We start from the raw sequence: 25,493 nt of genomic DNA, 5'->3' as shown, positions 1-25,493 counted from the left end.
CCGGGTTAGAAGTGGTAGTCGAAACGGATGTCAAAGGTCCGTGGATCGCTCGGCGCAGCCATGCCGAAGCTGTCGATGGTGACAGGCTGCACCTTGTTTTCCAGGTTCTTCACATGGGCCATCAGGCTCCAATTGGCGCCGTCGGGGCGATACGCCAGCGAGAGGTCGCTGGAAGTGCGCGGCGGGATGCGGTATTGCAGCAACTGGCTGGAAGCGCTGATGTTGTAGGCCGCGCTGCGGCGCGCGCTGATGCCGGCGGTGAGTGCTGCGCCAGGCAGGCGGAAGCGATGGTCCCAGCCCAGGCTCAGCACCGAACGCGGCGCCCGGTCCAGCGGCTCGCCGGCCCAGGAAACCAGGCCGTTCGGCCGGTAGCTGACGTAATGGGCATCCAGCAGCGTCAGGCCGTAGGTGAAGCTGTCGGCAGGGGTGGCGCGTACCTGCCCATCGAGCTCGAGGCCCTTGACGCTGGCGGCGCCGGCATTCTGGGTGACGAAGCGCGGCGCGCCGGCCACGATCGCAACGCCGGAGAGCTGCAGGTTGGTGTAGTCGTAGTGGAAGATGGCCAGGTTCATGCTGGCCCGCTTGTTCCAGAACCGCGTTTTCAGCCCGGCTTCCCAGGATTTCAGCGTCTCGGGCCGGTAGAACAGGGTTTCAGCCGGCACGGCAATCACGGCCGGGCAGGCGATGCCCAGCGCGCTGGAACCGGCAAGGCAGCCGTCATTGAAGCCGCCCGACTTGTAGCCCGTGGCGATGCTGGCATAAGCCATGGCTGCCGGCGCCAGGTCGTACTCGGCACCCAGCTTCCACGTCGTCTTGTGGGTGGCCAGGGTGGCGTCGTTCAGCATCTTGAGATCGGTCGCGGCGTTGAATTCGCGCGCCTGCTGGAAGTTGGTCGAGCCCACGCGCGACTTGTCATCCTCCGTATAGCGCAGGCCCGCAGTGGCGCGCAGGACCGGCGTTACGCTGTACGTCAGCTGGCCGAAGGCTGCCTTGCTGCGCGAGATCGTCGGTCCATGCGGGAATACGTAGTAAGGCGGCAGCTTGACCAGCTGCAGGTCGCGGAACACATAGAGCTGGTGCGATTCTTCTCGGAAGTAATACAAGCCGCCCTGCGCCTTCAGCGGGCCGCTGCCGGAGGTGGACAGGCGCAGTTCATGGGAATCCTGGCGCTGGTCGCCCCAGAAATTCTCGTGCACGCCAATTGCCAGCGTTGGTTGCACACGGTAGTAGAAGTTGGCCAGGAAGTCGTGTTCGTTCTTGCGGTGCGAGCCAAGGTAGTCCAGGGTGACGGGGCCGAGGTTCCACGAGAGTTCGGCGCCCAGGCTGTCGGTCGATTTGTGGTTGTAGCCTTGCTCGAGCTTTGTATTGAATGGCTTGAAATTGTTGGTCAGGCGCTCATCGGTGCCGGCGTCATACCAGGTGGGCCTGCCTGTCTCGACGCCCTTGTAGAAATTGGTGTCCGGGACGATGTTGTCGATATTGCCGTTCTGCGTAGCGTGTTCGTAGCGCAGCAGCAGCGTGGCCGATTTCCCCAGGGCCAGTTTGGCGGAAAGGCGCGCAGCGCGGTCGTCGCGGTCCTGGCCCAGTTCATAGCCGGTGCCCTGGCCATTGCGCAGGTAGCTGTCATGCTTGCTGACCGCTACTGCAGCGCGCAGGGCGAGCATGTCATTGACCGGCAGGTTGAGCATGCCGTTCGCTACGCGCGAATGGAAATTGCCCAGCGCAAGGCTGGCGGCGCCTTCCCAGCGCTGGATTGGCGTGTTGCTGATGACGTTCACCACGCCGGCCGTGGTATTGCGGCCATACAAGGTGCCTTGCGGGCCGCGCAGCACTTCGATGCGATCCACGTCCAGGAAGCCCAGGGTCTGGGCTTGGGGGCGGGCGATATAGATCCCGTCCATCATGAACGCGGCGGAAGGATCTCCTTTTTCCGTCACGTCCGAATTGGACACGCCGCGGATCGTGATGCGCAGCCCGTCCGGGGCGCCGTCCAGGTGCACATTGGGCAGGCGCTTGCCGATGGCGGCCGCGTTGTCGATGCCGAGTTTGTCCAGTTGCTCGGCAGTGAGGACCGACATGGCGACCGGTGTCCGCGATTCGGGCGCAGCGATGCGCTGGGCCGTCACGAGGACTTCCGGAATTTGCTCTTCAGTTTGACTTTGCGCGATGACAGGCGCGCAAAGAATGCTGGAGACCGCGGCCGCCAACATGGTCGGGCGCAGATGCGCCCCGCAATTCGACATGATTACCCCTAGTGCCTTGCTTTATATGATTATTTTTGCAACGTTACTTAAAAGTGTTGCTAGCAAAGTTCAAGAGTCTAACAGTTTGGCAACGTAGGAAATAGGGGGTATGTAGGCTTTCCCCGACAGAGAAACGACACGATGGCTGATAGCGTGCCGGGCGCGAGGGGAGAATACTGGCGGCAAGCCTGAAAAAGGAAAGGAGTGCATCATGTTTATACGAAACATTACTTTCGCCTTCACCCTGGCTTGCAGCGCCATCGGCGCAGCAGTGGCGGCCGATGAGCCGCAATTCGTGACCGGCGGCGTCGGCCTTGAAGAGCGTGGCCAAATGCTCGCCAGCAAGCCGGATTACAACGTGCGCATGACCTTCGCGACCCGCGGCACCGGCGAGTACCGCTCGGACGTCCAGGTCGAGATCTCTGATGCGAAAGGCCATACCAACGTCAACGCGCGCGATGCCGGGCCATTGATGTTCGTTAACCTGGAGCCTGGCCGCTACCGCGTGACCGCTACGGCGGCCGATGGCCAGGTCCAACGCCGCGAGGTGCAAGTGCAGCCTGGACGGACAAAGGACCTGTACTTCTACTGGAGCGAACCTGCCACTATCGTGCAGTAGACATCAGTTGGTTGAGCGGACCGTAGTGGAAGGTCTGCTCATCGTCGATGGCGCCGGTCTGGTGGAAGCGTTCCATATACACCCTCAGCCGGCCCATCATTACCTCTGCCGGCGACGATCCTGCGCTCAGGCGGCGCACGCCCAGCTGGGCCAGGCGTGATGGCGCGGCCAGGTTGGGACGGGCCAACACATTGAGCGGCATTGTTGTGCCTTTTGCAAGCTCGGCAATTTCGCCCTCGTCCGTGACGCCCGGTGCAAACAGGCCGCTGGCTCCAGCCTCCTGGTACAGCGCCGCACGGCGCAGGGTTTCCGCCACGCGGGCGCCCGGCTCGGCCAGGCCGCGCAGGTAGACGTCGCAACGGGCGTTGATATACAGGTCGATGCCGGCCGCAGCGGCCGCAGCGCGCGCTGCGCCGATCTTGCGCGCCAGCAGCTCCGGCGGCGCACCGCCATCTTCAATATTGATGCCGACCACGCCGGCCTGGACCAGTTGCCCGACAAACTGGCCAACGACTTCCGGATCGGAAGAATAGCCGTCCTCGATATCGACCGTCAGCGGCAAGGCGCTGGCGCGCACGATGTCGCGCACTGTTTCCAGTAACAGGGCGGTCGGCAGCTGCGAACCGTCGGCGTAGCCGTGGCCCCAGGCGACTGCCGCGCTGCTGGTGGCGAGTGCCTTGGCGCCAGCCAGGGCGGCGATGCGGGCGGTACCACCGTCCCAGCAATTGGCCAGCAGCAGGATGCCATCCTGGTGCAGGGCATGGAATTGGGTGTCATTGCGCATGTGGTTTTTTCCTTAACATTGAGGAGCTGGCCATTCTGCCACGGTTCCCACATTCCTGCTTTGGTACAATTCGGGGTTGCCAATCAATCCCCAACCATAGTGCAAAGCCGCCAACTCTACGTCCGCCTGATCAAGGAATTCCTCCCCTATAAGTGGGCCGCCCTGGTGACCCTGGCCGGCGTGGGCGTGGCGTCGATGACCGACGTGCTGCTGATACGCCAGCTGCAGAATGTGGTCGATGCGGTGCAGCCGAACGCGGTCGCCGGCGCGGCGCCGCAGAGCGGGGCCCTGGCGACGGTGCACGCCTGGCTCGACAGCATCCTGCCTACCGATCCCGGCGCCGCTGCACTGTGGGCGATCCCGGCCCTGATCATGGCCCTGGCGCTGCTGCGCATGGTCAGCACATTTACCGGCGACTACGGCTCCGCATGGCTGACCCAGCGCGTCCAGGCCAATGTGCGGGAGCAGATGTTTGCCCGCGTGCTGCGTCTTCCGAACCGCTATTTCGACCAGTCTTCGACCGGCACCACGTTGTCGCGCATTGCCTTCGATGCCACGCAGGTGACCCAGGCCGGCCTCAGCGTGCTCACCATCGCCGTGCGCGACACGGTGGCGGTGATCGGTTTCCTTGGTTCGCTGTTCGATATCGACTGGAAGCTGGCCCTGTTCTGCCTCGTGCTGCTGCCGCTGGTGGCGCTGGTCGTGACCATCGCGGCCCGCCGCATGCGCCGCCTCAGTTCCAGCGCCCAGCATGCTATGGGCGAGCTGACCCGCGTGCTGGACGAGAGCATCGGCGGCCAGCGGGTAGTGAAGATTTTCGGCGGCCAGGCCTATGAGCAAAAGCGCTTCGACGAAGTGGTGAAGCTGAATCGCCAACTGGCCGTCAAGCACGCTTCGACTGCTGCGATGAATTCCGGCCTGATCATGTTGATGGTCGGCGCCACCTTGTCGGCCGTGATCTATTACGCCTTGCTGCGCGCGCAGGCGGGCGCATTGACGCCCGGTGCTTTCGTCGCCTTCATCACCTGCCTGATGTCGCTGCAAGGCCCGATCAAGAACCTGACCAAGCTGAATGAACCCCTGCAGCGCGGCCTGGCTGCCGCGGAATCGGTGTTCGGCCTGATCGATGCGCCGATGGAAGCCGATACCGGTACGCGCCCGGCGGATAATGTGAAAGGCCGCATCGAATTGGTGGATGTCGGCTTCCGCTACAACGCGGACGACCCGGAAGCGGCGCCGGCCTTGCGCTCGCTGTCGCTCGACATCGCGGCCGGCGAGACGGTGGCGCTGGTGGGCGGCTCGGGCAGCGGCAAGACCACGCTGGCCAGCCTGCTGCCGCGCTTCTATGACGTCAGCAGCGGCCGGATCCTGCTGGATGGCGTGGACTTGCGCGAATACCGCCTGCCTGAACTGCGCAGCAAGATCGCCCTGGTGAGCCAGGACGTGGTCCTGTTCAACGATACGCTGGCTGCCAATATCGCGTACGGCGATCCGGCGCCGGATATGGCACGGGTCGAAGCGGCATCGCGTGCGGCCTATGCGCATGACTTCATCATGCGCCAGCCTCAGGGCTACCAGACCGAGGTCGGCGAAAACGGCATGCGACTGTCGGGCGGCCAACGCCAGCGGCTGGCCATCGCGCGCGCCTTGTACAAGGATGCGCCTATCCTGATCCTGGACGAGGCAACCAGTGCCCTGGACACAGAGTCCGAACGCCAGGTGCAGGCGGCGTTGGAAAAGCTGATGGAAGGCCGCACCACGGTCGTCATCGCACACCGCCTGTCCACCATCGAAAACGCCGACCGCATTGTGGTCATGTCGGCGGGATCGATTGCGGAGCAGGGCAGCCACGAAGCGCTGTTGGCGAAGGGCGGCATTTACGCCCGCCTGTACCAGACGCAGAAGCAGCTGGACCAATAATCAGCGGGTGGCCTGCAGCAAGTAGGCTGCCATGTCGCGCGCATCGCGCTCCGGCACGCCGAGCTGCGGCATGGCGGTACCGGGTTTGACCTGCTGCGGTGCGCGAATCCATTTCACCAGGTTTTCTTCGCTTGTCGGCAGCTTGCCGGCGATGAAGCCGCGTTGTGCCAGTCCGTCCAGATTGGGTCCAACGAAGGTCAGCGGGCCGGTCACGCCCGGGACATGGTGGCAGGATTGGCAGGCAAACTGGGTCAGCGCCAGCCTGCCGCGCTCGCGGTCGGGTACGTGGCCCACCGCGCGCTCGACCTGGGCGTCCAGCGGGGGCAGCGCAGGCGGCCTTTCAATAGCGGTATAGTCCGCGGGCGTCATTGCAGGCAGCGCGCCGAGGAAGGCAACGAGATCCCAGATTTCGCGCTCGCTCAGGTGGAAGCGCCATGCGGGCATCCCGCTCATCTTGATCCCGTTTGCGGTTATCCAGTACATTTCACGCGCTTTCCAGCGCCGTGCCGCGTCGGCCAGCGGGCCGGGGACCGGTTGCATGCTCAAGCCGATCACGCCCATCGGCACGCCCGGTCCGCCATGGCATTGTTCGCAGTGCTGGCGAAACAGGACGCCGCCGCGCGTCGAGGCGCCCGCCGTCGCCGAAGGGGGCGCGATTTCGCGCGCGTGAAAGCGTACCGATTGCTGCATGCCGCGCTCGATCAGCGTGTGCACTAACTGGAAATGCGGGCGCAGCGCGGAAGCGTCATACCAGCCCGCCTGCAGCACCACGGTAGCCGCCAGTATTCCGGCCAGTCCGGCCAGGCACAAGCTCATAGCGGCGGTAGCAATAAGGCGACGCACAATCGGGAAAAGGGCGATGATGTCTTGAGCAAATTATAGGGATCGGCAGCGGGAAGGCAGGGACGATTCGTGCAAGCAATCACTGTGCGTTTGCGGAAAAATGGGAGCACGCATCGCGCATGCGTGGCAGCCTTGCTCTTTCCGCTCGCTTTGTGCGCTTGCCAGCCGCGCAAGCCCACTCCACCGGCCGGCGAGGGCGGCGACGCCCGGCGCGGCAAGGCGCTGCTGGCGCAATTCCAGTGCGGCAGCTGCCATCACATTCCAGGCGTGGAATCTGCACGCGGCAAGGCGGCGCCGTCGCTCGCGGAGTTCGGGCTGCGCAGCTATATTGCGGGGCGCTGGCCGAACCGGCAGGCCGACCTGGTGCGCTGGATTTCGGCCCCGCGCAGCATGGATCCCGCGACCATGATGCCGGACATGGGCGTTTCCCCCGAAGATGCGCGCCACATGGCGGCTTATCTTTATTCGCTCCAATGACGCCGGCGCTGCAATCGGTCCTGTCGCCTGCGGGGCCGGATGCGGCGCTGCTTAGCCGTTTCGGCTGGCTGTTGTTCGGCTCGGGGGCCGTGATATTCCTGTTGGTCGCGGCCCTCGTTCTCGCCAGTGTTACACGCAAGCGCGAAAAGTCCTGGTCGCGCAGGCTGGTGGTGGGCGGGGGATTGCTCTTGCCGGTACCCTTGCTGGTTGCGCTCATGGGGTGGTCGGGGTGGCAAGCTTCGCTTCTGGCGTGGCCATTTTCGGGGACCCGTATCCAGGTCACCCTCACGGCGCATATGTGGTGGTGGGAAGTGCGCTATCGCGACACGGTGAGCGGCAGGGAGGCGGTGCTGGCGAACGAGCTGCGGCTTCCGGTGGGCGAGCGGGTTTACCTCGCGCTGGCGTCGGCGGATGTACTGCATGCGTTCTGGGTGCCGGCGCTGGCGGGCAAGGTGGATATGGTGCCGGGCCGCGTCCATGGCCTCACACTGCGTGCCGGGACAGTTGGCCGCTACCGGGGCCAGTGCGCTGAGTATTGCGGCACCCAGCACGCAGCCATGGCGCTAGATGTCGTGGCAGTCACGCCGCAGCAATTCGAAGCCTGGCTGACGCACCAGGCCGCGCCAGCGGCCAGCTCGCCGCGTGCGGCAACGATGCAGGCGGGCGAGGGCGAAATCGCACACCGCGGACGCGAGGTGTTCCTGGCCGCGCGCTGCAACGCGTGCCATACGGTCCGAGGCATCGCGGAAGGTGGAAAGTCGGGCCCGGACTTGACGCACCTCGCTAGCCGCCGCCATCTTGCAGCCGGGGCGCTGCCAATGAACCGTGCCGGGCTGCTTGGATGGATCGTCAACTCCCAGTCTGCCAAACCCGGTGCCCGCATGCCGCCCAGCAGCCTGTCGCCCGACGACCTGCAAGCCCTGGCAAGCTGGCTGGAGACGCTGGAATGAGCGCTCCTCGACGTCCCCCCAACAGCCTGCCGCGCCCGCCGGGCGAGTACGAAGCGCTGGAGCGCGCATGGCGCAAACCGGGTGGCTGGCGCGCCCTGACCGCCGTCAACAACACACGCATTGGCCGCCTGTACCTGGCGACCGCGTTTGCCTTGTTCCTGTTCGCAGGCGTCCTTGCGCTGGCAATGCGGCTGCAACTGGCAGTCCCAGGCAATGACTTGCTGCAGCCGGGGACCTATAACCAGTTCTTCACTATGCACGGCACGGTAATGATGTTCCTGTTCGCCATTCCCATGGTGGAAGCCATTGCCGTCTTCCTGCTGCCAGGCATGCTGGGGGCCCGGGACCTGCCGTTCCCGCGCCTGTCCGCCTACGCCTATTGGGCGTATGCTTTCGGCGGCGCAGGCTTTATCGTGACGCTGGCCTTCGGGCTCGCTCCCGATGGCGGCTGGTTCATGTATCCGCCCCTGACCGGCAAGGAATATTCGCCCGGACTGAACGCTGACTTCTGGCTGCTCGGCATCGGATTCATCGAAATTTCGGCGATCGCCGGCGCCATCGAGCTCATTATCGGCATCCTGTTCACCCGCACGCCCGGCATGACGCTGGCGCGCATCCCCGTGTTTGCCTGGTCGATGCTGGTGGTGGCTGCGATGGTGGTCTTCGCCTTTCCTCCGTTGATTGCGGGAACGGCCCTGCTGGAACTGGAACGGGCCTACGACTGGCCATTCTTCATCCCTGCGCGCGGCGGCGACCCGGTCTTGTGGCAGCACCTGTTCTGGTTCTTCGGGCATCCGGAGGTGTACATCATTTTCCTTCCTGCTGCGGGTATGGTGTCGTCCATGTTGCCGGCGCTGGTGCAAACCCCGCTGGTGGGGCGCCGGGCGGTGATTTTCTCGCTGGCGGCCGTGGGAGCGCTGAGTTTCGCCTTGTGGATGCACCATATGTTCACCGCCGGCCTTGGGCAGCTGGAGACCACGCTGGTGTCGGCCGCGAGCATGGCCATCGCAGTCCCTACGGCGGTGCAGGTGTTCGCCTGGATCGCAACCCTCTGGCGGGGCAGGGTGCAGTTGAACGCGCCGACGCTATTCGTCCTTGGTTTCCTGCTGGTCTTTGTACTGGGCGGCCTGACAGGCGTGATGGTGGCCGCCGTGCCATTCGACTGGCAGGCGCATGACAGTTACTTCATTGTCGCCCACCTTCATTACGTGCTGGTAGGCGGACTGGTATTCCCGATGTTGGCAGGCGCGTATTTCTGGGTTCCCTTGTTCAACGGGCACCGCATGTCAGAGGCCTGGGCACGCTGGGTGTTTGGCTTGGTGTTCGCGGGAACCAATGTGGCGTTCTTCCCGATGCACGTATCGGGTTTGCTTGGCATGCCGCGCCGGGTTTACACCTATGGTTCGGAAATGGGCTGGGCAGACTTGAACATGGCCAGCACGGTCGGCGCCTTGCTGCTGGCCTGCGGCGTCGCGCTGTTCACCATCGATCTGATCCGGACGCTGCGCCGACCTCAACGGGCGCACGGAGATCCCTGGCGAGCGAGCTCGCTGGAGTGGCTGCCACAGGACGAATATGCGACCCGCAGCCAGCCGGACGTTCGCTCGGCGGAGCCGTTGTGGCGGCAGCCGCTGCTCGTGCAGGAAGTGGAAACGGGCATGCATTGGCTACCCGGCAGCGTGACCGGCATGCGCGAGACGCTGGTGACCGGCTGGCGCGACGCGCGGCCCAGGTATTTGCTGGTGCTGCCGGGCGACAGCTGGCTGCCATTCCTTTGTGCGCTTGGGACGGCGGGCTTCTTCCTCTTGATGACGGTGCAGCAAGCCATCGCTGCGTGGCTGTTCGGCGCACTGGCCATTGTCGCGCTGGTGGCCTGGTTGTGGCAGGCAGACCGGCCGCTGCCACCGCAGGCCACTGTCGCGGAAGGGGTCGAGTTGCCGATCGGCGCACAAGGGCGGGCATCGCATTCCTGGTGGGCTACCTGGGTGTTGGTGGTCGTGGATGCGGCAATTTTCGCCTCGCTGGCCTTTACTTTCTTGCACTTGTCGATGCGCCTGGAGGTTTGCCCGCCGCCTGGCGCGCACTTGCCGGCTGCGCCCTGGCCGTGGCTGCAGGCTGCCTTCCTGGCGGCCAGTTCCCTCCTGGCCTGGTGGAGTTCACGCCGCCCGGCCCAAGGTTGGCCGATGTTGGCGGCAGGCGCATGCCTGGTCGCGGCGTTTGCATACGATCTGGATGCGCACCGGCATGCGGGACTTGCCCCGTCGCGCGATGCGTGGAGTGCAGCGGTTGCCGCGCTTCTGGCTTACCAGGGCCTGCACGTTGCCGTGCTGGCGCCGGCGGCGCTCTACGTTGCGGCGAGGGGAAAACTGCGGGCAGCCAGCCGTGCCACGCTGGACAACACTGTCCTGCTGTGGCACTGCGCCGTGTTGCAGGCGCTGGCGGGCCTGGTTCTGCTTCGGCTGGTTTAGAACGAGTAGACCAGCGTGACCGAAGTCTGGGTGTCGGTGTTCTGCTTGTCGATCGGCACGGTGGAGTCGTTGATGGCACTGAAGGCGGCTTTCATGTGCATCGACCCGTTGATGCGGGCGCTGAGCGAAGTCTCGGAAGTGGAGTGAGTGTTCCACGAAGCGCGTTCCACCGTCAGCATTTGCGCGAACGTGGCATTGTCGCTGAGTTTCCAGCGGAAGGCGGCGCGGCCGCGCAGAACGAGGCCGCGATCCTCTTCGCCATTCGCGCGCGTAGCCCTGAAGAAGCCCGGACCGGCTTCCATGTCGAGGGTCTTGTCATCGCTCTGGTAAACACGGAATCCGTGACCGACGCCGACGCTGGCGCTGCGGGTATAGGCGCCGAACCGGTCTTCCGAGAAGCCTGCCAGCACAAACAGGGTGGAATTTTCTTCCAGCAGCTTGTAGCCGGCCTTGGCGCCGAACTGGTAGCGTTCAGCCGAGCGTTGCTTGGTTTCTTCGCCGTTGACGCGGGCGCGGTCCTCCTTGAAGTAGCCGTTCCCGGTGTACTCGTTGCTCCAGCGGAGGGTGTCTTGCAGGATTTCGAACCTGCCGGTGACGGAAGTACCGGCGGTATTGCCACTGGTGCTGATGGCGCCGATTTCGGCGGACAGCATGATATTGCCAGTGTGGTCAACTTCGTTATCTTCTGCCAGTGCGTTGCCTGCGGCCATGCCGGAGGCGAAAATCAGGGGTATCAGGTATTTCATGACTGAATTCTATCAGGGCTCTACGGAATGTGCCCGCTTCAGGCAGCGCAACACGAAAGTCGAGCGGCTGTGGCGGATGCCGGGCAGTTTATACAATTTCCGGCGCAGGAATTCTTCGTAGCCCGCCGTGCCGGCCACCGCGACCTTGATCAGGTAGTCGTATTCGCCCGTCAGCAGGTAGGCTTCCATCACTTCCGGTAGGTCGGCCAGCGCCAGGCCGAATTTGTGCAGCATGTCGTCGTCATGGCGGTCCAGGGTGACCTCGATGATGACGGTGTCCGGCAGGCCGAGTGCCTGCTGGTTGAGCAGCGCAGTATACCCTTCAATGACGCCGCGCTCTTCCATCGCCTTGACCCGGTTCCAGCAAGGCGTGGTGGACAGGCCCACGGTTTCGGCCAGCCTGGTATTGCTTAGACGTCCATCCCGCCGAAGTTCTCGCAGGATTTTTCGGTCCATCTCGTCAAGGTGTTCCATGAATTTGTTGAAATGAAGAAGATTCTTCTATTTTACATGGAAAACGAGGCAAACTTCAGATGCCTATTCCGGCGAGCCAGCCGGATAATCTTCCACATGAATACTGAACAGAGAACTTTCCGCTTGCGCCTCGACCGTTGCTCCGCCATGGATGCTGCGGAGGCGGTGCTGGCGACCCTGCGCCGCGGCGGCGTCCAGCTCCATGCAATGCGCATGGCGCCGGGCGTGCACGGCATGAACCTTGACCTGGATGTGGCAGCCGAGGGCGAAGATGCCCTCGTGCTGGCCCGGATGCGCCTGTGTAACCTGATCGGCGTGTTGAAGATTCGCGTGCAGTCGCGCACTTACGCCCCGATATAGGCGTACTTGAAACTGAAGACGATGGCGATCACCCACACGATCGGCTTCACTTCGCGGAAGCGGCCGGTCAGCAGCTTGAGGGCTGCATAGGTGATGAAGCCGAAGGCGATGCCGTGCGCGATCGAATAAGTGAAGGGGATCAGCAAGGCGGTAATCGCTGCCGGTATGCACTCGGTGGTTTCGTTCCAGTCGAAGTCGCCGAGGTCGCGCAGCATCAGGCAGGCAACGAACAGCAGCGCGGGCGCGGTTGCATAAGGCGGCACCACGCCAGCCAGCGGGGCAATGAACAACGCTGCCAGGAACAGCAGCGCGACCACCAGCGCAGTCAGCCCCGTGCGGCCGCCCGCCTGCACGCCAGAGGCGCTTTCCAGGTAGGCGGTGGTGCTGGAAGTGCCGAGCATGGAGCCCGCCACAATGGCGGTGCTGTCGGCCAGCAGGGCCTTGTTCAGGCGCTCCATCTTGCCGCTGACCAGCAGGCCGGCGCGGCTGGCGACACCCATCAGGGTGCCGGTGGCATCGAACAGTTCGACCAGGAAGAACACCAGGACCACGTTCAACACGCCCACGCCCAGCGCGCCGGGAACGTCCAGCTTGAGGAAAGTCGCGTCCAGCGATGGCGGCGCCGAGAAAACGCCATGGAACTGGTTCCCGGCAAAGAAGAAGCTCAACACGGTGACGGTCATGATGCCGATCAGGATTGCCCCTTTGACTTTCAGCCGGTCCAGCGTGACGATCAGCAGGAAGCCGACGACGGCCAGCAGTGCTGGCGGTTTGTGCAGGTCACCCACCGTAACCATCGTGTTAGGGTTGGCCATGACGATGCCGGCGCTCTTCAGCGCGATCAGGCCGAGGAACAGGCCCAGGCCCACGGTGATCGCAATGCGCAGCGAGCGGGGAATGCCGTTGACAATGGCTTCCCGCAGCCCAAGCAGGCTGACAATCAGGAACAGGCAGCCGGAAATGAAGACTGCGCCCAATGCGACCGGCCATTTGATGCCCATGCCCAGCACCACGGCGTAGGCGAAGTAGGCGTTCAGGCCCATGCCGGGCGCCATGCCGATCGGGTAGTTGGCGTACAAGGCCATGATCGCCGTGCCCAGGGCTGCGGCGAGGCAGGTGGCGACGAAGACTGCTTCTTTCGGCAGGCCGGCGTCGCCGAGGATGGCGGGGTTGACGAAGATGATGTACGCCATGGTCAGGAAGGTGGTGATCCCTGCCACCACTTCCGTTCGCACATCGCTGCCGGCTTCCTTGAGTTTGAATAGTTTTTCTACGATCGACACAACGCTGCTCCCCGGTTTTGACTATCGGGGAGCATACCACTACGGCAAGTCCAGCGCGCGGGCGATATCGTCCCATGCAACATACTTGAAGTTCTGGGCACCGTCCGGCAGGCGCTTGTAACCGTCCTGTACCACCAGCATGCCGCGCGTAAAGCGGCCGCCCAGGTTGGCGGAGGTGACGTCCAGGCCGTCCGTCTCGGAAGCCCCGTCAATGCCGGCTTCGGGGTTGATGCCGATGCGGAAGCTGCCGCGGATGCGGTGCGGAGCGGCGGCATCGGCCACCACATAGCTGTTGCTGCCCTGGCTGGAAACCACCAGGTAGCTGGCGTTGGCCCCGTGATAGATGGCCATGCCTTCGACGTCGGCGCGCAGCGGACCGCCAACAGGCAGGATCAGCCTGGGTTCGGCCCTGGCATCGGCGCGGGCGTCGATGGACCACACGCCCCGTTTCTCTTCGCCTGCAAACAGGCGGCCATTGCGGTCGTCGGCCACGCAGCCTTCCGGCTGGGTAAGCAGTTTGAATCGGCGCATCTCAGTGGCTGAAAACGCGCCGCCTCGCCGCCCGATACGGTATTGCAGGTAGCTGCCGTCTTTGTCGTTGACGAACGCTTCCAGGCCGCCGCTTGCCGGCTGATACAGGCAGATGCCGTAAATGCGCTCCAGCGGCGTCGGGAAGCGGGCCGCTTCCGCCACCGTGCCGGCGCTGTCGATGGTGTACAGGACCAGCGCGTTTTCATCGCGCTGCGTGGCGGCGGCGAGATCGTAGCGTTGACCGTCGAGCGTGACGTCCTGGCGCAGGTCGACGTTGTTCAGGCGGCCCGATTCGAGCAGCTGCAACTGGCGGCCGTGAAGGTCGTAGACGTGCAGGCCCTGCTTCTTGTTCGTGCCCAGCACGCGGACGATGCCCGGATGCTGGTGGTTGATCCAGATTGCCGGGTCGTCGGCGGCGTCGCCAAGGCGCGGCATGCTTTCTGTCTCCACCTGCGGTTGCACGATAAGGGCTGGTGGCATGCCGCCCTGCAGCGCGATTGTGCGGCGGGGCTTGCCGTTTCGGTCGAGGAGGGTGATGCCTCCAGGGGATGCGGCCAGACGATATGTCGCAGGCTCGGTGGCCTTGGCAGCGTTGCGCGTGCTGTCGCCTGGCGGTATGTCGATGGCGAGCGCGCGGCGGCCTGGCGGGGCTTCGGCGTCGGCGTTGTAGGACCAGGCGCCGAGGCCTTTCTCGGCGACTACCAGGCTGGCGCTGGCGTCGTGAACCAGGCATTGCTCGCTGTGCGGCGGCAGCGCGAGCTTGCGCACCAGCTGTGGACGGCCGTGCAGCAGCCATTGCTCCGCCTGGCCGTCCTTGCCGGCGAGGAAGGCGTAGAGCAGGCCTTGGGCATCGCGGTAGAGGCAGGCTGCTTCCGGCGCGATCGCGGCGCCGTCGAGGATGGCGGCAGTGGTCAGGGTCCCCGCGGCCGTATCGACTGATACCGCCATGGCGCGTTCGGTGTTGGCGTCGACGACCAGGGCGGTGCCGTTGCGATAGTCCAGATGGCGGCCGCGCAGCGCGATCGTGGCACGTTCGGCGCCGTCCGCGGCGCGCAGGTGCAGGCCTTGTTTGTCGAGCGCGAGTGCAGCTCCGCCGGGCAGTGCGACCGTTTCGGCTGCCGTTGCCGGCAAGGCGCAGGCCAGCAGGAAAGGGATCAAGGACAGGCGGCGCATCAGAACACGCTCGCTTTCAGGCCCAGTTTATAGGTACGGCCATATTGCTCGAATTGCGCGTTATGTGCCTTCACCCCCTGGTAGACGTAGTACTTCTCGTTGTTCAGGTTGGCGATGTCAAAGCTCAGCTGGACGCCTTTGGACAACTGCCAGGACAGGGAAAAGTCGACCTGCTTCTGCGTATCGACAATGCGGTCCTGGCTGCTGTTAAGGATATCCGAGCCCAGTTCCAGCAGGTAGGGCGACTTGTAGTTCAAGGCGATGCGGGTACTGACTGGTCCGGCCTCGTAGGCGAGCATCAGGTTCATGACGCGATCGGACTGGCCCGGCATGGGGATGCGGCGGCCGGCCATGCCGCTGGCCTTGGGGTCAAAACGTGCGATATGGGCGCGTGAATCGGTCAAGGCGCCGTTGACGCCGACCAGCAAGCCGTTGAAGGGCGCCGGCAGCATGCGCAGCGGCTGCTGCCAGGACAATTCGATGCCCTTTACCTTGGCCGTGTCGCCGTTGGCATAGGTGGTGGCGCTGGTGTAGCCCGTCCACGGCCCGCTCCCGGCAAGATTGGTCGTGTAAGTGAAGTCCTTGATGTCCTTGTGGAACAGGTAGGCGGACACCGCACCGTCGTTGCCGATCACGCGTTCAACTCCAAGGTCGAGATTGTGCGATTTGAGCGGATTCAGGTCGGGATTGCCGATGGTGGCTTCGGTGGCGCTGGCCAGCGCAATCCCTGGGGCCAATTGGCTGAAGTTGGCCCGGACCACGGAATTGGTCCAGGCGGCGCGCAAGCTGGTTTCGCGGTCGAGGTCATGGCGCAGTTGCAGCGATGGCAGCCAGTTGGTGTAGGAGCGGCTGCGTTGCAGTGGCGTGATGCTGCTTCCGCTGGTGCGTACGCCAGCGGCGTCGAAGGCCGTGCGTTCTGCGCGCACGCCGGCCAGCAGGCGCCAGTCGCCTTGCGACAGGGTGTCCTGGAAGTAGGCGGAATCAATGTCTTCATTCAGGGTGAAGTCGTTGATGGCTGACTCGGTGGCGAGGCGCGCTGCGTTGCGGTCCAGCCCCGCGACGCGGGCGCGGATGGCGGCCGGGTTTAGCGCCGCGCCAACCTGGCCAAACTGATAATCAAGCTGGTGGTCCTGGACGAACGACGCCATGGAAAGGGTGCCGGGTACCGCCTTGCTGCCGTAGCTCCACTGGTTCGTGTCGTTGGTTTTTTCGCGGCGGCTGGCCTTGGCGCCGAACTTCATGGCGGAGCGCATCTCGCCCAGCGCAAATTCGTGGCCGAGGTCGAACTTGACATGATGCTCCGCGTCTTTCGAGTAGCGTTGTTGCAAGGTGATCGCGTTCAGGCTATAGCTGGCGGGATCGAAAGCCGTTGCCGGGGCCTTCAGCGTTGGGCGCTCGCTGTTGGTAAAGCTGATGTCCTTGAAATTGGCGGTGCCGCGGAAGCGGCCATCGTTCAGCGCTTCCGGCGTGTCTTCGTCGGCTGTGCTGCGGCCGGCCTGCACGTCAAGCTGCCAGGCGCCGAATTTTTGCTGGGTGCCGAAGACGGCCGACTGGATTTCCTGGGTATATTTGCGCTGGCGGATGCGGCGCTCAAGCCGGGCACTGGCAGGTACGCCTTCAGTCAGGGCGCCGCCGCTGACGTTGCTGATCGTGAGACGGTCGCGTACTTCGTCGTCGCTGAAGCGGCTCAGGAAGCTGCGCAGGAACCAGCTGTTGCCCGCCGCCGGGCGGAAGTCCAGGTTCAGCGCGGCGGCACGGCGCTCGCGCACCGGCAGGTAATCGCGCAGTTCGAAGCCCGACAGGCGCTCGCCATCCCATGCGCCGCCCGTTTCCAGGTTGTCGGAACCGAACTTGCGCTTTTCGCCGCTCAAGCCCACCGCCACGCCGAACCTGCCATCGCCAAAGCGGCTGGCCCACAGCATGCCGGCACTCGGGCTGTTCTTGCCGGTGTTCTGGTCGTGGGAGGATGCCGCGTTCACCGTCAGGAGCGAGCCAGGCAGGTCGAAGGCGGACAGCGTCCTCACTTCGACGGCGCCGCCAAGCGAGCTAGCGTCCTGCTCGGGCGTCAGGGTCTTGCTGACTTCCAGTGAGCGGATAAGCCCCGACGGCAGCACGTCGAGCGCTACGGCACGGCGGCCGGCTTCCGGGGAAGGCACCAGGGCGCCGTTGATGGCGACGGCATTCAGGTCCGGCCCCAGGCCGCGCACGGTGATGTAGCGGCCTTCGCCCTGGTCGCGCTGCACCGAAACGCCGGGCAGGCGTGCCAGTGCCTCGGCGGCGTTCTTGTCGGGAAGGTTGCCGATGTCGTCGCTGCTCAAAACGTTGATGATATTGTCGGCCTTGTCTTGCTCGGCGATGGATTTAGCCAATACGTCGCGCTGGCCGGTAATGACAACGCTGGCGCCGGCCAGGGAAGCGTCCGCGCCATCGGAGGCGGTGGCATTGGACAGGGCAAGCACGCCGGCGGCGAGGGCGGTCAATCGGGTTTTCATGTGCATTCAGTCGGAGTGGAGAATGCAGCGGATTATGTGAAGGGCGGATGACAAGCTGGTTACGCGGCAGTGAGCTGAAATGACCCTGCGCTTGTCATGCGCCTGTCACAAGGCGTGGCTAAGCTGCGCGGTTATGCTGAAACTCCATCGACATTCCCTGCTGGCCGCGGCAATGGCCGTGATCGCATGCCTGCTGCTGTATGCCAGCGCGGGCCAGACCAAGCCTTTCAGCGCCTGGCGCTGGATGGACATCATTGCCGAAGGCGGCATGGCGGCCATGGCAGGACTCTGGTTCGTGATGACCTTGAGCAGCAGGCCGGGCGGCCTGGTCACGCGCCTGCTGGCCGGCGGGCTCGCGGCGATCATGCTGGGCTCCTGGGCCGACTGCCTTGACGAATTCTTTCGCATCAACAAGGCTGCGGCCTGGGATAACTCGCTCGAAGCCCTGGTGCCATTCGGCATGCTGGTGCTGACGGCTGGCATCTACTACTGGCGCCACGAGCAGTTCATGCTGAACGACCACCTGGCCAAGCGCGAGCGCCTGTTCCGCCAGCACCGCGCCTTCGACCGGGTGACGCAACTGGCGGATGCGGCCTATTTGAGGCAGCAGATCCGGCTCGAACAAGAGCGCGATCCGTCCGGCCAGTGCGCACTGGTCCTGCTGGATATCGACGGCTTCCACCGCATCAACCGCGAACACGGGCCGCGCGAAGGCGACCGTGTGCTGCAAGCGGTCGGGCATATGCTGCTGCTTAACCTGCGCAATGAAGACCTGTTGTGCCGCTATGCAGGCGATCGCTTTGCGCTGCTGTTGCCGGGCACCGGCGATGCCGAGGCGCGAGACGTGGCGCGGCACTTGTGCGGCATGGTGGCGATGATGCGCCATCATGGGCCGCAAGGCCCGCTGCAGGTCAGCCTGCGTTTTGCCAGCGAACCGGCGCAGGGCGAGGCGGATGCTTTGCTGGCGCGCCTGTCGGCTGCGATCGACGGCCCTGGCCGGACCTTGCCGCAAGCGATGCCTGCGCTGTGATGCGCTACTCGCTGCCAGGGGAGGCGACCATTCCCGCGCGCGGCTTGCCCTGGCATTTTCTCGACTACGCCCTGCAACAGGAGGTACAGCCGGCTGCGATTGCACGCGGTACGGGAATGCCTGGAGACGGCGGCCCGCCCTTGCCGGGAGCGCTGGTCAGCCCGCAGCAATGCCTGCAACTGCTCGCGAATGTACTGCGCGCGCTGGATAGCGCGGATACCAGCTTCATGCTCGGCCAGCATTTGCTGCCGGGTACAGAGCCCGCGCTATCGGGCGCTTTGCGGCGCGCGGCGTCGCTGCAGCAGGCGCTGGACATCCTGTGCCAGTGGCCGTCGCGCCTGTTGCCCTTGTTGCGTCCACGCCTGCACGTCGCCGGCGGCCAGATGGTGCTGTACTGGGTTGACAGCCAGGGCGCACCGGGCCTGCGCGCGGCCCTGGTGGAAATGCACATGACGGCCGTGGTCTCGCTGGCGCGCTGGCTGGGCGGACGCCGCCTGCCGTGGCGGTTTTGTTTCAACCGCGCCCGTCCACGCCACGTCGAGCAGCATGAGGTGCACCTTGGCGGCGAACTGCGTTTCGATTGCCAGCTGGATGCGATGCTGCTGGATGCTGCCTCGCTGGCGCAGGCTTGGCCGGAGGCGGACCCCGGTGCCTGTGCCGCCTCGCTGGCCGCTGCTAGCGCGCTGGACGCCACACCCAGCCTGACCGATGCCCTGTACGATTACCTGCTGGCAGAGATTCGCCGCAACCCGACGCTGGAGGGGGCCAGCGCGGCCTTCGGCGTCAGCCCGGCCACCCTGAAGCGCCACCTTGCGCGCTACGGAACCCATTTCGTTGCGGAGCTGGACCAGGTGCGCACCCATGTGGCGCTGTACCTGTTCCAGTCGCGGCACGCCGGCAATGAAGCGGTGGCGGACTACCTCGGCTTCCACGATGCGGCGAATTTCCGGCGCTCGTTCAAGCGCTGGACCGGACTGACGCCGGCCTTGCTGCGGGCTTCGCTGGCGTCCTAGGCCAGTGCGAACAGCTGGGAATAGATGCGGGCCGCCATCAGGCCCAATGGCTGGTGGTGGACGGCGGGCCCCATATGGCGGGCCAGCAGGTTCATTGCCTCGCCTTTCCCGCTGCAGGCTGCGATCTGTGCTTCCAGCAGGCCCAGGTCGCTGGTGATGGTTTCCCATGCGTGTTCATCGCCATCGAAACGGTGGCGCAGGATGGGGCGTGCTTCATCTGGCGCTGGCGCCGCTTCGGCCGCTTGCCCAGCGTTAGCGGCCGGCGCGGCAAAGATGGCGGCGCTGCTGTTGGCCACAGGCGGGTCTTGCGGCGCGCCGTCTTCGGGCGTGGCAGGCAGGGTTTGCAGGCCGATGCGCCCCAGGGCGTAGCCCAGCTCCACCTGCTGGAGGAATTGCGGCGCGGTCTCCGGCGCCTGGCCCAGCATGGCGCGCAACACGTTCAGGACGAGCGTGTCGGAAGGCGGCGGCGACGGCAGGGCGATGCCCAGTTCTGCCAGCTCCTGCAGGATCGACGGCTGGGCGGCGGGCTGGTCGGCGACCGCCAGCTGGTAGCCCAGCAGCTCGGGAAGACAGCGCTCGCCGGCACTGGCGAGGGCCAGGCGGATGGCGCCTTGCACAAAGCCACTGTCCTCCAGGTCCTGCCAGGTGCTGCAGGCCTGCACTGCGAGCACTTGTCGCACCTGCGCAACATGGTTGGCGGCCGGCACGCCTTTGCCAAGGTAATCGAGGTAGAGCTTGACCAGCGGCATATAGGCCGGCTGGCGCCAATGGTCGAGCACACCATGCAGCCAGGCGCCTTCGACCAGCAAGCCGGGCGCCTGCACGCACAGGAACCGGCGCGCCTGGGCCAGCGTGGCGAAATGGCGGCGCGGGCCGCCTTGCTGCCGTCCTTGCTGGTACTGCCGGAATTCTTCCGCGCGGTTGCGGCTGCGCAGCTCCAGCCACTCTTCCAGCTCTTGCAGGCCGCCGCTCCAGGCGGGCGGCAGGGCCGCTGCCTCCGCCAGGCGGCGCTGCAGGTAGGCCGTCGCAGCGGCACGGTCGGGCGCTTCGCGCAGCAGCAGGTACAGCTGCTGCGAGGGACCGCTCGTTGCGGCCTGGGGGCTACGGCTGAGTGGAAGTGTGGTCATCATGTCAACCAGTATCCAAGTGCAAGGCAGTGTTTCCTAGCAGAGAGAAGCGCGCCGCCATGTCGGACCAGTCTTACACCGTCGTGTACAATCGGCCGCCATTGGCAAAACACAGGATCGCACATGCTTGACGCAATGTCGATGGACCAGCTGCGCACATTCATCGCCGCGGCCGAAGAGGGGAGTTTTTCCGCGGCAGGACGCAAGCTGCGACGGGCGCAATCGGTGGTCAGCCAGACCCTCGCCAATCTCGAATTGCAAGTGGGCTTTGCCCTGTTCGACCGCAGCGGCCGCTATCCGCGCTTGACGGAGCAGGGCCGTGCCTTGCTGGATGCGGCGCGCGCCGCCGCCAGCAGCATGGATGGCTTCAAGGCCAAGGCGCGCACGCTGGCCGAGGGACTGGAGGCGGAGCTGTCGGTCGCGGTCGACGTGATGTTTCCGATCGCGCGCCTGACCGCGGCGGTAGGGCGCTTTCACCGGGAATTCCCGGGCACGCCGCTGCGGCTGGACGTCGAAGCGCTGGGTGCCGTGGTGCAGCCCCTGCTCGAGCGGCGCTGCCGGCTGGCAGTCGTCGGTTCCTATCCCGACGTGCCGCCGGAGTGCGACACGGATTTCCTGTTCGAGGTGCCGGTGGTGGTAGTGGCCGCGGCCGGCCATCCGCTGGCCGCCTTGCCGGCGCCGGTTGCGCGCAGCGAGGCGGCGCGCCATGTGCAATTGATCCTGAGCGACCGCTCGGCGCTGACCGCGGGGCGCCAGTTCGGCGTTGTCAACCCGCAGGGTTGGCGCCTGGCCGACCTCGGCGCCAAGCATGCCTTCCTGCGCGCGGGCCTGGGCTGGGGCGGCATGCCGCGCCATATGGTGGAAGACGAGCTGGCCAGCGGCGCGCTGGTCGAATTGTCGCTGGAAGCGAGCCCGGTGCTGGGCCATGCCTTTTCGATGTATGCGTGCTGGCGCAAGGATGCGCCGCCAGGTCCGGCGGGGCGCCGCTTCATCGCGCTGCTGCGCGAAGCCTAAGGCGGGGAAACTGCGGCTTCGGGCAGCCCGCGGCCGTTGTCGATGGTGAAGCCGTTGCGGCCGCGCCGCTTGGTGTCGTACAGGGCCATGTCGGCTCGCCCGATCAGGCCACCCGCGGTTTCGGTGCCGCCGGCATACAGCGCGATGCCGATGCTGGTGGTTACGCGCAACGGGGCGCCCAGCACGGTGAAGTCGGGCGCCACTGCCGCCATGACTTTCTCGGCCAGCAGCCGCACTTCGTCCGCATGGCGGATATTTTCGAATACGATCACGAATTCGTCGCCCGCCAGGCGGGCGGCGGTATCGGTGGTGCGCACGCTGCCCGACAGGCGCAGCGCGAACTCCTTCAACACTTCGTCGCCGCCGGCATGCCCCAGGCTGTCGTTGATGTGCTTGAAATTGTCGATGTCGAGATAGGCCAGCGCCATCTGGCTGTCCTGGCGGCGCACGCGTTCGATGGCCTGGTCCAGCACGTCTTCGAACTGGCGCCGGTTGGGAATGCCGGTCAGCGGGTCGCGCCGCGCCTGGCGCAGCAGTTCCGCTTCGACCTCGCGGCTGCGGGTGACGTCGGTGGTCAGGGCGTAGACGAAGGGCACGCTGCCATCCTTGCGCACATCGGGCACGAAAGTGGTTTCCAGCACGCGCGGTTCGCCGTGCAGGCGGGCAGTCGATTCGTATTCCGTCACTTCGCCGCCGAAGGCGCGGTCCAGCCAGGGACGGGCTTGCTGATAAGCCGCTTCGCCGCTCACGCTGGACATGGGGCGGCCGGGCAGGGTATCGGGATCGGTGTCCAGCCAGCGCCGATAAGTGGCGTTGCCGAATTGCAGGACATGCTCGCGGTCGATGGCGCTGATCATCACCGGCAAGTGGTCGGCGATCAGGCGCAGGCGCTTTTCGCTGGCGGCCTGCGCCAGTTCGGCAGTCTTGCGTTCCGTAATGTCGGTGCACATCATATAGAAGCCGGGCACGCTGCCATCGGGCGCCAGGTCCGGCACCAGCTCGGTCATCAGGTGCAGGTGGCGTTCCAGTTCCTCGCCGGGGCGCTCGACGTGGATGCGGCGGCCGGCCAGCACGATCTCGAAGCAGTCCTTCCAGCGCTCGAAGGGTTCGGCCCCGAATACTTCGTCGAAACGCTTGCCGACCATGGCGCGCGGATCGATACCGAGCAGGAACTGATAATGTTCGTTGGTGAAGCGGAAGCGCAGCTCGCGATCGATGTAGGCCACCAGGGCCGGGATATTGTCGGCGATCACGCGCGCGCGCTTTTCGCTTTCAGCCAGCCGCTCCTGCGCCGCCTGGCGTTCGGCCGTCAATTCATACAGCGCTTCGCTGAGCTCCCCGATCTCATCCTTGCCGCCGCTGCGCAGCAGGCTGATATCGCCGCCGCGGTGGCGGATGGCATGCAGGTTGGCGCGCAGCCTTTGCAGCGGCGACAGCAGTCCCTTGATCATCAGCCAGCTCAGGACCCCGGCCACGGCGGCAAAGGCGCTTGCCGCCAGCGCGGCCTGTTGCCGCATGCTGATCATGGGGGCGAACGCTTCGGCAGTCGGATAGCGCGCCGCCACGATCCAGTTGGTAGAGTTCAGGCGCTTGTACGAATAGATGCCGTCGACGCCGTCCTTGTTGGTCGCTTCCATCCAGCCTTCGAAGCCGTCGAGGGCGCGCTGGGTGCCAAGGTTGAGGCCGGGCCGTGCATTGATATGCTCGAGCAGGCGCGCCTTGTTGGGATGGTTGACCAGCAGCCCTTCGGTGGTCATGATGAACATGAAGCCGGTCTTGCCCGGCTTCATGGCATTGAAATGATGGAAGAAGTCGGAGTTCAGCAAGTCGATGCTGCCCACCAGGACCACCTGCACGTCGCCGCCGCTATCGACGATGGGATGGGTCAGCACGACCACTGGCAAGCTGGACACGCGTCCGCGCAGGGGCGGTGATATGATGGCCCGCTTTTGCGCCAGGGTCTGGGTGAAGTAGGAGCGGTCGGCAACATTGGGATTGTCTTGCTGCGGCGCCCGCAGGCTGGTCAGGAACCGGCCGCTGCTGTCGAAGGCAGCCACGTTGGCAAATTCGGCCGAGGCCGCTGCGTGGCGTTCGATCGCGGCTTGGATGGCGGCCGGCGTGCGCTGGGCGGCCGGGATGGCGTCGGCAATCGAGGCCAGCAGCAAGCGCTTGGTGGTCAGTTGTTCGTCGATGTGCGCGGCGGCCACCGACAGGAGGCTGAACTGTTGCTGGCCGATCACGCTTTTCATGTCCCGTTCCGACAGCGACAGGGCCAGCCAGGTCACGATGGTCGTCGCCGCAAGCACGAACAAGATGACCACGCAGGTCATGCGCGCGCGCAAGCTCTGTGGTAGCAGTCGGTGGAGGGCCATGGCTTAGTATTGCACACCTGTTTGCGAGTGTGTTCTAAAATCCAAGGCACGGCCTTGATTGGAAATAATGTGAAAAATACAATGACACTTGGCTGGGTGAACTGAGAATGGCTCACTTCCACCTGGCTTGGGAATTAGGCGGGGATCCCGCCCATGCGGGACGCTTGCGGGTCATTGCGCAAGCCCTGCTGGCACGCGGCCATGCCGTCAGCCTGTCGGTACGCGACCTGGGCCAGGCGCGCCGCCTGCTGGGTGCGCTCAACGTGACGATGCTGCAGGCGCCCCTGTGGCTGCACGGCGCCGGGCAGCATGCGGCCAGCCTGGCTGAAATCATGCTCGCTTCCGGCTATCGCGAGGCGCAGTCGCTCGACGCACTGGTGCGCGGCTGGCGCTCCGCACTGCAGTTGCTGAAGCCGGACGTGGTGGTGGCGGAATTCGCCCCCACCGCCTTGCTGGCGGCGCGCACGCTGGATATTCCGTCGGCCGCGATCGGCGCCGGCTTTACCCTGCCGCCGCCCGGCCAGCCCTTGCCCAACTTTCGCCCATGGGAAGCGATGGACTTGCAGCGCCTGGCCGCGGCCGAACTGCATACCCTCAAGATCATGAACACCGTGCTGGTGCACCACGGCGGCGTGCCTTATGTGCAGGCGGCCGACGCGCTGCTGGGGCGCCAGCATTTCCTGTGCGCCTGGCCCGAGCTGGACCACTACGGCCGCCCGGCGGAGCGCGAGCAATGGTACGGTCCGGCCTTCGTGGCGCCCAGCGGCGAAGCGCCGCAGTGGCCGCCCGGCCACGGGCACAAGGTGTTCGTCTACCTGCGCCAGGAACATCCGGCCCACGCCGCCGTGCTGCACGCGCTGGTCATGGAAGGTTGCCGGGTGCTGTGCTACCAGCCGGAAGTCGCTGCCGGCGCGGTGCCGCCAGTGCATGCCACCAGCTTGGCGTATGCGCGCGGGCCGGTCGACCTGGCGGCAGCGCTGGCCGAGGCGCGCATCTGCGTCAGCCAGGCAGGCGAGGGCACCATTGCCCATTCCGTGCTGGCGGCGGTGCCCATGCTGCTGCTGCCGACCCAGCTCGAACGCTACCTGCTGGCGGCGCGCCTGGAGCAGGCCGGGGTGGCGGTCAATGGTGGGCGCTTGCCGGGCACGGTAGACTGGCGCGGCGTGGTGCGCAGCTTGCTGATGGATGGGCGTACCCTGATGGCGGCGCGCGGCGTGGCCAACCGCTACGCCGGCTTTACGCCGGCGCAGATGGCCGACCGCCTCGCTGCCCGCCTGGAGTTGCTGGCAACGAACGGCTAATGGCTTGTAGGCGGCCGGCGCTGTTCGCAATACTGGCGCCAGGCCAGTTCTTCCAGGGCTGCAACGGCGTCGCGCAGGCCGTCGAAGCGGGCATCGGTAAAACTGCGGGCAAACCGTTCGTGGAATTCTGCCCGCTCCAGTTCAGCGGCGCTCTGTTTGCGTAACTGCTCCATCGTGATCTCCATGACTTGCGTCCAGTTTGGCATCAGGCAATGGTCGCGTCTGTGCGGCAGCGAACTTTGACATCCGGCCGCGCTTGTTATTTGAATAAGC

Annotated in this window: 21 protein-coding genes; 10 read left to right on the top strand and 11 right to left on the bottom strand. The window is 65.2% G+C overall.

The genetic code is table 11. The annotated features are described in order from the left end of the window. Positions 1–5: 5 nt before the first annotated feature. The gene (locus ACN9MU_RS17920) at positions 6–2,243 is read right to left on the bottom strand and encodes a TonB-dependent receptor (protein ID WP_426343205.1); all 2,238 of its coding nucleotides are present in this window, start codon (positions 2,241–2,243) and stop codon (positions 6–8) included. Positions 2,244–2,454: 211 nt separating this feature from the next. Between ACN9MU_RS17920 and ACN9MU_RS17915 the strand changes: the two genes are divergently transcribed. After that, entirely contained in the window at positions 2,455–2,862 is a 408-nt protein-coding gene (locus tag ACN9MU_RS17915; RefSeq protein ID WP_426343204.1) for a carboxypeptidase regulatory-like domain-containing protein, read from the top strand. On the opposite strand, the gene ACN9MU_RS17910 is transcribed toward ACN9MU_RS17915, so the two are convergent. After that, entirely contained in the window at positions 2,849–3,646 is a 798-nt protein-coding gene (locus ACN9MU_RS17910; protein WP_426318095.1) for an isocitrate lyase/PEP mutase family protein, read from the bottom strand. The two genes, ACN9MU_RS17915 and ACN9MU_RS17910, sit on opposite strands and share 14 nt — an antisense overlap. Positions 3,647–3,745: 99 nt before the next feature. On the opposite strand from ACN9MU_RS17910, the gene msbA reads away from it, so the two are divergent. Continuing rightward, complete coding sequence (gene msbA / locus ACN9MU_RS17905) at positions 3,746–5,566, top strand: lipid A export permease/ATP-binding protein MsbA (protein ID WP_426318093.1); 1,821 nt, start codon at positions 3,746–3,748, stop codon at positions 5,564–5,566. Here msbA and ACN9MU_RS17900 read toward each other — a convergent pair whose 3' ends face one another. Continuing rightward, on the bottom strand, positions 5,567–6,382 hold the full coding sequence (locus ACN9MU_RS17900) for a c-type cytochrome (protein ID WP_426343203.1): 816 nt from the start codon (positions 6,380–6,382) through the stop codon (positions 5,567–5,569). A 150-nt stretch (positions 6,383–6,532) separates the two neighbouring features. Here ACN9MU_RS17900 and ACN9MU_RS17895 point away from each other — a divergent pair, with 150 nt between their 5' ends. From ACN9MU_RS17895 to ACN9MU_RS17885, 3 genes are read left to right on the top strand one after another with little or no spacing between them, the layout of a single operon-like run. Continuing rightward, positions 6,533–6,886 (top strand): c-type cytochrome, encoded by a 354-nt coding sequence (locus ACN9MU_RS17895; RefSeq protein ID WP_426161728.1) that lies wholly within the window; start codon positions 6,533–6,535, stop codon positions 6,884–6,886. Next, the gene (locus ACN9MU_RS17890; RefSeq protein WP_426343202.1) at positions 6,883–7,836 is read left to right on the top strand and encodes a cytochrome c oxidase subunit II; all 954 of its coding nucleotides are present in this window, start codon (positions 6,883–6,885) and stop codon (positions 7,834–7,836) included. The genes ACN9MU_RS17895 and ACN9MU_RS17890 overlap by 4 nt, the downstream gene beginning before the upstream one ends. Beyond that, the gene (locus ACN9MU_RS17885; protein WP_426343201.1) at positions 7,833–10,304 is read left to right on the top strand and encodes a cbb3-type cytochrome c oxidase subunit I; all 2,472 of its coding nucleotides are present in this window, start codon (positions 7,833–7,835) and stop codon (positions 10,302–10,304) included. The genes ACN9MU_RS17890 and ACN9MU_RS17885 overlap by 4 nt, the downstream gene beginning before the upstream one ends. Here ACN9MU_RS17885 and ACN9MU_RS17880 read toward each other — a convergent pair. Further along, positions 10,301–11,050: a DUF481 domain-containing protein gene (locus tag ACN9MU_RS17880; protein ID WP_426318086.1), complete on the bottom strand. Its 750-nt coding sequence runs from the start codon at positions 11,048–11,050 to the stop codon at positions 10,301–10,303. The genes ACN9MU_RS17885 and ACN9MU_RS17880 overlap by 4 nt on opposite strands. A gap of 12 nt (positions 11,051–11,062) precedes the next feature. Further along, complete coding sequence (locus ACN9MU_RS17875; protein ID WP_426161724.1) at positions 11,063–11,524, bottom strand: Lrp/AsnC family transcriptional regulator; 462 nt, start codon at positions 11,522–11,524, stop codon at positions 11,063–11,065. A gap of 96 nt (positions 11,525–11,620) precedes the next feature. Here ACN9MU_RS17875 and ACN9MU_RS17870 point away from each other — a divergent pair, with 96 nt between their 5' ends. Continuing rightward, the gene (locus tag ACN9MU_RS17870; RefSeq protein ID WP_426343200.1) at positions 11,621–11,884 is read left to right on the top strand and encodes a hypothetical protein; all 264 of its coding nucleotides are present in this window, start codon (positions 11,621–11,623) and stop codon (positions 11,882–11,884) included. On the opposite strand, the gene ACN9MU_RS17865 is transcribed toward ACN9MU_RS17870, so the two are convergent. From ACN9MU_RS17865 to ACN9MU_RS17855, 3 genes are read right to left on the bottom strand one after another with little or no spacing between them, the layout of a single operon-like run. Continuing rightward, on the bottom strand, positions 11,869–13,167 hold the full coding sequence (locus tag ACN9MU_RS17865) for an NCS2 family permease (protein WP_426318084.1): 1,299 nt from the start codon (positions 13,165–13,167) through the stop codon (positions 11,869–11,871). The two genes, ACN9MU_RS17870 and ACN9MU_RS17865, sit on opposite strands and share 16 nt — an antisense overlap. Positions 13,168–13,206: 39 nt before the next feature. After that, a complete protein-coding gene (locus ACN9MU_RS17860; protein ID WP_426318083.1) occupies positions 13,207–14,871 on the bottom strand; it encodes a phytase in 1,665 nt (554 codons plus the stop codon). Then, complete coding sequence (locus ACN9MU_RS17855; protein WP_426343199.1) at positions 14,871–17,363, bottom strand: TonB-dependent receptor; 2,493 nt, start codon at positions 17,361–17,363, stop codon at positions 14,871–14,873. The genes ACN9MU_RS17860 and ACN9MU_RS17855 overlap by 1 nt, the downstream gene beginning before the upstream one ends. 133 nt (positions 17,364–17,496) lie before the next feature. Here ACN9MU_RS17855 and ACN9MU_RS17850 point away from each other — a divergent pair, with 133 nt between their 5' ends. Both ACN9MU_RS17850 and ACN9MU_RS17845 read left to right on the top strand, forming a co-directional pair. Next, positions 17,497–18,393, top strand: coding sequence for a GGDEF domain-containing protein (locus ACN9MU_RS17850; RefSeq protein ID WP_426161720.1), 897 nt, complete (start codon positions 17,497–17,499; stop codon positions 18,391–18,393). After that, positions 18,393–19,406, top strand: a complete 1,014-nt coding sequence (locus ACN9MU_RS17845; protein ID WP_426318079.1) for an AraC family transcriptional regulator ligand-binding domain-containing protein — start codon at positions 18,393–18,395, stop codon at positions 19,404–19,406. Before ACN9MU_RS17850 ends, ACN9MU_RS17845 begins: the two co-directional genes overlap by 1 nt. Here the strand turns inward: ACN9MU_RS17845 and ACN9MU_RS17840 are convergent. Continuing rightward, on the bottom strand, positions 19,403–20,536 hold the full coding sequence (locus ACN9MU_RS17840) for a hypothetical protein (RefSeq protein WP_426335863.1): 1,134 nt from the start codon (positions 20,534–20,536) through the stop codon (positions 19,403–19,405). The genes ACN9MU_RS17845 and ACN9MU_RS17840 overlap by 4 nt on opposite strands. A 120-nt stretch (positions 20,537–20,656) precedes the next feature. Between ACN9MU_RS17840 and ACN9MU_RS17835 the strand changes: the two genes are divergently transcribed. Further along, positions 20,657–21,547, top strand: coding sequence for a LysR family transcriptional regulator (locus tag ACN9MU_RS17835; RefSeq protein WP_426318076.1), 891 nt, complete (start codon positions 20,657–20,659; stop codon positions 21,545–21,547). On the opposite strand, the gene ACN9MU_RS17830 is transcribed toward ACN9MU_RS17835, so the two are convergent. After that, a complete protein-coding gene (locus tag ACN9MU_RS17830; protein WP_426318074.1) occupies positions 21,544–23,919 on the bottom strand; it encodes a diguanylate cyclase domain-containing protein in 2,376 nt (791 codons plus the stop codon). The genes ACN9MU_RS17835 and ACN9MU_RS17830 overlap by 4 nt on opposite strands. Before the next feature lie 107 nt (positions 23,920–24,026). Here ACN9MU_RS17830 and ACN9MU_RS17825 point away from each other — a divergent pair, with 107 nt between their 5' ends. Then, a complete protein-coding gene (locus tag ACN9MU_RS17825; RefSeq protein WP_426161714.1) occupies positions 24,027–25,220 on the top strand; it encodes a hypothetical protein in 1,194 nt (397 codons plus the stop codon). Here the strand turns inward: ACN9MU_RS17825 and ACN9MU_RS17820 are convergent. Next, a complete protein-coding gene (locus tag ACN9MU_RS17820) occupies positions 25,217–25,405 on the bottom strand; it encodes a hypothetical protein (protein ID WP_426161713.1) in 189 nt (62 codons plus the stop codon). The genes ACN9MU_RS17825 and ACN9MU_RS17820 overlap by 4 nt on opposite strands. Positions 25,406–25,493: the final 88 nt, after the last annotated feature.

This window comes from Pseudoduganella sp. R-32, assembly GCF_049913245.1.
Classification (GTDB): Bacteria; Pseudomonadota; Gammaproteobacteria; order Burkholderiales; family Burkholderiaceae_D; genus Rugamonas.
The sequence above is the reverse complement of the archived record's forward strand: the minus strand, read 5'-3'. Positions and strand labels throughout refer to the sequence as shown.

Bases quoted from the DNA above. Each gene is read 5' to 3' on its own strand.
- ACN9MU_RS17840 (WP_426335863.1), bottom strand. From the start codon at position 20,536: ATGATGACCACACTTCCACTCAGCCGTAGCCCCCAGGCCGCAACGAGC.
- ACN9MU_RS17900 (WP_426343203.1), bottom strand. From the start codon at position 6,382: ATGAGCTTGTGCCTGGCCGGACTGGCCGGAATACTGGCGGCTACCGTG.
- ACN9MU_RS17860 (WP_426318083.1), bottom strand. From the start codon at position 14,871: ATGCGCCGCCTGTCCTTGATCCCTTTCCTGCTGGCCTGCGCCTTGCCG.
- ACN9MU_RS17825 (WP_426161714.1), top strand. From the start codon at position 24,027: ATGGCTCACTTCCACCTGGCTTGGGAATTAGGCGGGGATCCCGCCCAT.
- ACN9MU_RS17835 (WP_426318076.1), top strand. From the start codon at position 20,657: ATGCTTGACGCAATGTCGATGGACCAGCTGCGCACATTCATCGCCGCG.
- ACN9MU_RS17820 (WP_426161713.1), bottom strand. From the start codon at position 25,405: ATGGAGATCACGATGGAGCAGTTACGCAAACAGAGCGCCGCTGAACTG.
- ACN9MU_RS17915 (WP_426343204.1), top strand. From the start codon at position 2,455: ATGTTTATACGAAACATTACTTTCGCCTTCACCCTGGCTTGCAGCGCC.
- ACN9MU_RS17845 (WP_426318079.1), top strand. From the start codon at position 18,393: ATGCGCTACTCGCTGCCAGGGGAGGCGACCATTCCCGCGCGCGGCTTG.
- ACN9MU_RS17880 (WP_426318086.1), bottom strand. From the start codon at position 11,050: ATGAAATACCTGATACCCCTGATTTTCGCCTCCGGCATGGCCGCAGGC.
- ACN9MU_RS17910 (WP_426318095.1), bottom strand. From the start codon at position 3,646: ATGCGCAATGACACCCAATTCCATGCCCTGCACCAGGATGGCATCCTG.
- ACN9MU_RS17830 (WP_426318074.1), bottom strand. From the start codon at position 23,919: ATGGCCCTCCACCGACTGCTACCACAGAGCTTGCGCGCGCGCATGACC.
- ACN9MU_RS17885 (WP_426343201.1), top strand. From the start codon at position 7,833: ATGAGCGCTCCTCGACGTCCCCCCAACAGCCTGCCGCGCCCGCCGGGC.
- ACN9MU_RS17850 (WP_426161720.1), top strand. From the start codon at position 17,497: ATGCTGAAACTCCATCGACATTCCCTGCTGGCCGCGGCAATGGCCGTG.
- ACN9MU_RS17855 (WP_426343199.1), bottom strand. From the start codon at position 17,363: ATGAAAACCCGATTGACCGCCCTCGCCGCCGGCGTGCTTGCCCTGTCC.
- ACN9MU_RS17870 (WP_426343200.1), top strand. From the start codon at position 11,621: ATGAATACTGAACAGAGAACTTTCCGCTTGCGCCTCGACCGTTGCTCC.
- ACN9MU_RS17890 (WP_426343202.1), top strand. From the start codon at position 6,883: ATGACGCCGGCGCTGCAATCGGTCCTGTCGCCTGCGGGGCCGGATGCG.
- ACN9MU_RS17875 (WP_426161724.1), bottom strand. From the start codon at position 11,524: ATGGAACACCTTGACGAGATGGACCGAAAAATCCTGCGAGAACTTCGG.
- ACN9MU_RS17920 (WP_426343205.1), bottom strand. From the start codon at position 2,243: ATGTCGAATTGCGGGGCGCATCTGCGCCCGACCATGTTGGCGGCCGCG.